The sequence below is a fragment of the Acinetobacter sp. 18QD2AZ41W genome (assembly GCF_009829025.1).
In the GTDB taxonomy this organism is placed as follows: domain Bacteria; phylum Pseudomonadota; class Gammaproteobacteria; order Pseudomonadales; family Moraxellaceae; genus Acinetobacter; species Acinetobacter pseudolwoffii.
This window is the reverse complement of sequence record NZ_WURP01000030.1, coordinates 1-5,057: the sequence shown is the minus strand read 5'-3', so window position 1 is coordinate 5,057 and position 5,057 is coordinate 1. Positions and strand designations below refer to the sequence as shown.

Here is a 5,057-nt window from a genome sequence, read left to right as displayed (position 1 = left end):
AAAATATAGAAATCAAAAGAGCTTAAAGGAGGATTTTAAGTATTTAAAACCAATTTTTCAAATGAGGACACGCCCTAAAAACTTTATTTGAATTGGCCGCAGCTTGAAGATGTTGCTGATATTTTGTGAAAGCTAGCTACCATACATTCAAAGCGAACCGAAGTTCGCTTTGAATGTATTTCACTTCTTAAAAGAACCCGGCTGGTTTGGTCGAATAGCTCACTAACAGATTTTTGGTTTGTTGATAATGATCCAGCATCATTCTGTGATTCTCACGACCAATGCCGGATTTTTTATAGCCACCGAAAGCCGCATGCGCAGGGTAGATGTGATAACAGTTGGTCCAGACCCGACCGGCCTGAATGGCACGGCCAGCACGGTAGGAAGTATGCGCTGAGCGTGACCAGACCCCGGCACCGAGTCCGTAAATCGTATCGTTGGCGATCTTGATCGCATCATCAAAGTCTTTAAAGGTGGTCACAGCCAATACAGGCCCGAAGATTTCATCCTGGAAGGTCTTCATGTCATTGGTGCCTTTAAAGATAGTCGGCTCAATATAGAAACCTTGACCCACTTCCTGACGTGCTTCACCACCAGTCAGGATCTGTGCGCCTTCTTCACGACCAGTGGCAATACAGCCCAGAATCTTGTCCTGCTGTTCCTGTGAGGCTTGCGCGCCAATCATGGTGTCAGTATCCAGCGGATGCCCGGTTTTAATCCGTTTCACCCGTTCAACGGCACGCGCCAGAAATTCGTCAGCAATACTTTCCTGGATCAGCGCACGCGATGGACAGGTGCAGATTTCACCCTGGTTCAGGGCAAACATGGCAAAACCTTCCAGCGCTTTGTCCAGATAATCGTCTTCCTGATCCATGATGTCGGCAAAGAACAGATTCGGTGATTTACCCCCCAGTTCCAGCGTCACCGGAATAATATTTTCGGTGGCATATTGCATGATCATCTGACCGACGGCGGTGGAACCGGTAAAGGCAATCTTGGCAATGCGTGGGTTGGTGGCTAGCGGGCGACCGACTTCAACCCCATAACCATTGACGATATTCAGGACACCCGGTGGCAAAATATCCTGAATCAGTTCAGCCAGCACCAGAATGCTGACCGGAGTCTGTTCTGCAGGTTTCAACACAATGCAGTTGCCCGCAGCCAGGGCAGGTGCCAGTTTCCAGACAGCCATCAGAATCGGAAAGTTCCACGGGATAATCTGACCCACGACGCCCAACGGCTCATGAAAATGATAAGCAATCGTATCTTCATCAATTTCGGAAATGCCGCCTTCCTGCGCACGAATACAGCCGGCAAAATAACGGAAATGGTCAATAGCCAGCGGAATATCGGCAGCCAGCGTTTCACGGATCGGTTTGCCATTGTCCCAGGTTTCTGCCACAGCCAGAAGTTCCAGATTTTGTTCCAGACGATCGGCAATTTTCAACAGAATATTGGAGCGGGTGGTCGGCGATGCTCTGTTCCATTGTTCTTTGGCTTTGTGCGCTGCATCCAGGGCCAATTCAATGTCTTCTACAGAAGAACGCGGAACCTTGGTAAAGACTTTGCCATCTACCGGAGAGATGTTGTCAAAGTATTCACCTTTGACCGGAGCGACCCATTCGCCGCCAATAAAATTCTCGTATTGTGCTTTAAAATGAACTTTTGAACCAGGTTGATTAGGATTGACGTAACGCATATGTATTTCCTTTGCTTATTTTCGTATGGCAAAACCGCTTCTACAGCTTTGGTATAAGGTACTTCTGCATCTTATTTGATTAATATAACTGGTATAAGGTTGGAAAAAGGTTGGAGCTAGCATGTTCACGATATTTTCATCCATTTTAAAAAAATAACGATTACAGCGGATGTAAATCATGAATTGTTGTGAGAATAAGGAATGATGACAAAACAAGATTTGATGGAAAAAAGGCACAATACTGATCAGCTTCGGCAAAACAGCAGTTTGTCTCCCTTACATGCAGAACAGCTGGGACAGAGTATTGCCAGCTCCTGGCAACGTTCATCCTCGGCTGAAATCCCGAAGAATCGTTTAGCAGCACCGCTGACGGATTTAAAAAAGACCACTTCTTCCTCAACTTTAGCCCAAGCCCTGCAACATTGTGCTCAGGATTTAAAACATATTGCCGAGCAATCTTCTATGGTGCTGGCGGTCGGAGATATCGGCAGTACCATCATTTGGGCAGCTTCTAGCCCACAAATGCAAAGTGCCGCAGAAAGTGTACATTTTATTGAAGGTGGGCAATGGCGCGAAGAGCTGGTCGGAACCAATGCACTGGCACTCTCCTTAAAAACGCAACAATCCACCTGTGTCTTTTCCAGTGAACATTACATGTCCTCCATTCATGACTGGGTTTGTTATGCTGCACCGATTATCGATCCCTATTCAAAACAGATCTTAGGTGTCATTGATCTATCTACCACTTGGCAGAAGCATAACAGTTTGGCCCTGTTGGCTGCTGAGCGTTGCGCCACAATCATTCAATCTGCTTTGTTAGAATGCCAGAAGCAACGCCTGTTCATTCGGGCTTTTTCAGTACCCCAAATACTGTTTAATGGCAAGATGCTGGTTCTGACCCCTCGCCAGATTGAAATTTTGACCATTTTGGCCTTATGCCCGCAAGGCTTGAGTCTGGATACCTTGCATCAGGCCTTATATGGTGAACGCAAAGTTAGTATGGGCACCTTAAAAGCAGAAATGTCGCAGTTGCGCGATGTACTGGGGGGCATGTTAGGTTCTAGGCCTTACCGATTATTGGTACATGTAGAGGCCGATTTTTTACTTACCGAACAGTCTCTGGATGCTGGATATATTAATTCTGCCCTAAAATTATGTACTGGCGTATTTCTGGCTAAAACGGAAAGTCCATTTTTATGTGCCTGGCGAGATTGTCTGGAATCACGTCTAAGTAATGCCATTTTTAAAGCCAATGAAACTGACGTCCTGCTGAAACATGTATCGCATTTCCCTGAAGCGATTGATGCGGTGGAACGCCTGATTGAACTAATGCCCAAAACCCATCCCGTCCATCAAACTCTTTTAAAATATAAAGACCTTTAAAACGAATCCCTTCAGCGGTAGAAGGCTATATAGGAAAATCCTGGAATATTCAGCATCATCCCTATTCACAATAGATTTACTTGTCGATTTCATCTGAATCAGATCCTAAAATTTTATTAATCTGATGATTTTTCAGTGGCTATGCCATTTACTTGGCCGCTTGAGGGGACTCACTTCATCAAAATCAGCTACGATCATCTTCATTTCATATGAAGGACGTACAGTTTATTCCTCAGAGATTAAATATGATATTAAGATCATACGATGGGAAATTTTTTCTGGCTGGAACGAAGTAGAAGAAATTAGGATATTTTTATGCTCTAGGATAAACATGGATATTTTTAGGCTAGGGGACTTATAAAATAATTCCCCTCTATTTTTTATCCTATTATGAAGGTAAAAGCGGTAGCCAAAAGCAATGAATTGCTATTGGCATACTTCTTCAGTAGGCGAAATAAGGCCTGTTAAAGTGTAAGTCAGATGATTGAAAATAAGACTTACAAGGAGGTATTACATTGCCGCTTTAAAAATATCCACGACTTGAGCATGACTGGCCTTACGTGGATTGGTTAACATGCAGGCATCTTTTTGCGCATTTTCTGCCATAGTGGCGAGGTCAGCTTCTTTTACATTCAATTCCGCTAAACCTGATGGAATGCCAATTGACGATGAAAGCTGCCGAATGGCGTTAATCGCTTCATAAGCTGCCTCAGTTACAGTTAAACCTTCTATATTCACCCCCATCAATTGGGCAATTTTGGCATAACGCTCCGGACAGGCAATCAGGTTAAACTCACAGACATGTGGGAGCAAAATCGCATTACAGACCCCGTGTGGCAAGTTATAGAAACCACCAAGCTGATGCGCCATCGCATGCACATAACCTAAAGAGGCATTATTAAAAGCCATGCCTGCAAGATACTGGGCATAGCTCATGGCATCCCGTGCTTCCAGATTATCCCCATTCGCCACTGCGGGACTGAGCCATTCACTGATCATGGTGATCGCCTTTTCTGCACAGGCATCAGTGATGGGATTGGCGGCCGTAGATACATAGGCCTCGACCGCATGTGTCAGAGCATCCATCCCTGTTGCCGCAGTCAGGCCTGCAGGTTTGGCTAACATCAGTTTAGGGTCATCAATCGCAATGAGTGGGGTACAACGCCAATCTACAATCGCCATTTTCACATGGGTATCGGTATTGGTAATGATACAGAAACGTGTCATCTCCGAAGCTGTCCCTGCCGTGGTATTGATTGCAATCAGTGGTGTCATCGGAACGGTACTTTTATCAATCCCTTCATAATCACGGATATGTCCGCCACCTGCAGTGACCAGACCGATGCCTTTGGCACAGTCATGTGATGAACCCCCACCTAACGATACAATAAAATCACAGGCGTTTTCATTATAAGCTGTAACTCCATGATGCACGTTAATATCAGTTGGATTAGGTTCCGCGCCTGGGAAAATATAACTGTCAACACCTGCCTCTTTCAAATAATTTGCAATATCATCTGCAACACCAAATTTAAACAGGCCAGCATCAGTTACAATCAGTGCTTTCTTGGCGCCTAAATTTTGTGCTTTGATCCCGATTTCTTTAGCACAGCCCGGACCAAAAAGTGAAACACAGGGAATATAAAAACCGTTAGTTTGATCTGAAATATTTTTAAAAGCCATGGTGTTATTCCTTCTACCATCCATTGATTATTTTATCGGTGACCCTCACCGTAATATGAGTATTGGATGAAGCTAAAAAGAATCCTACCTACCAAATACCTACCAATTTAAATTTTTGATTCTAGCCAAAATAATGCATTTGAGGTATTTAAAAGGGCACTGTTGCAAATAACCACGAATGGTAAGCTGAAGACTGTTTTAGCTAAAGGTGCAGTATATGAATCCTTTCCATGGTCGGCATTTTCAGGGCGAAATCATTCTTTGGGCTGTGCGCTGGTATTGTAAATATGGC

Annotated in this window: 3 protein-coding genes and 1 pseudogene; 2 read left to right on the top strand and 2 right to left on the bottom strand. The window is 44.4% G+C overall.

All coding sequences use genetic code 11. The features are described from left to right. Nucleotides 1-187: 187 nt before the first annotated feature. Nucleotides 188-1,699 carry an aldehyde dehydrogenase family protein gene (locus GVV58_RS14810; protein ID WP_159516849.1) on the bottom strand — a complete coding sequence of 504 codons (1,512 nt, stop codon included), beginning with the start codon at nucleotides 1,697-1,699 and terminating at the stop codon, nucleotides 188-190. Between the two features lie 201 nt (nucleotides 1,700-1,900). Here GVV58_RS14810 and GVV58_RS14805 point away from each other — a divergent pair, with 201 nt between their 5' ends. Next, the gene (locus tag GVV58_RS14805; protein WP_159516848.1) at nucleotides 1,901-3,082 is read left to right on the top strand and encodes a transcriptional regulator; all 1,182 of its coding nucleotides are present in this window, start codon (nucleotides 1,901-1,903) and stop codon (nucleotides 3,080-3,082) included. A 510-nt stretch (nucleotides 3,083-3,592) separates the two neighbouring features. Here GVV58_RS14805 and GVV58_RS14800 read toward each other — a convergent pair. Then, the gene (locus GVV58_RS14800; protein WP_159516847.1) at nucleotides 3,593-4,765 is read right to left on the bottom strand and encodes an iron-containing alcohol dehydrogenase; all 1,173 of its coding nucleotides are present in this window, start codon (nucleotides 4,763-4,765) and stop codon (nucleotides 3,593-3,595) included. 217 nt (nucleotides 4,766-4,982) lie between these two features. Here GVV58_RS14800 and GVV58_RS14795 point away from each other — a divergent pair. Beyond that, a pseudogene (locus GVV58_RS14795) lies at nucleotides 4,983-5,057 on the top strand (IS6 family transposase); the annotation flags it as partial.

Excerpts from the sequence above, each read along its gene's own strand:
- GVV58_RS14810 (WP_159516849.1), bottom strand. The coding sequence starts at position 1,699 with ATGCGTTACGTCAATCCTAATCAACCTGGTTCAAAAGTTCATTTTAAA.
- GVV58_RS14805 (WP_159516848.1), top strand. The coding sequence starts at position 1,901 with ATGATGACAAAACAAGATTTGATGGAAAAAAGGCACAATACTGATCAG.
- GVV58_RS14800 (WP_159516847.1), bottom strand. The coding sequence starts at position 4,765 with ATGGCTTTTAAAAATATTTCAGATCAAACTAACGGTTTTTATATTCCC.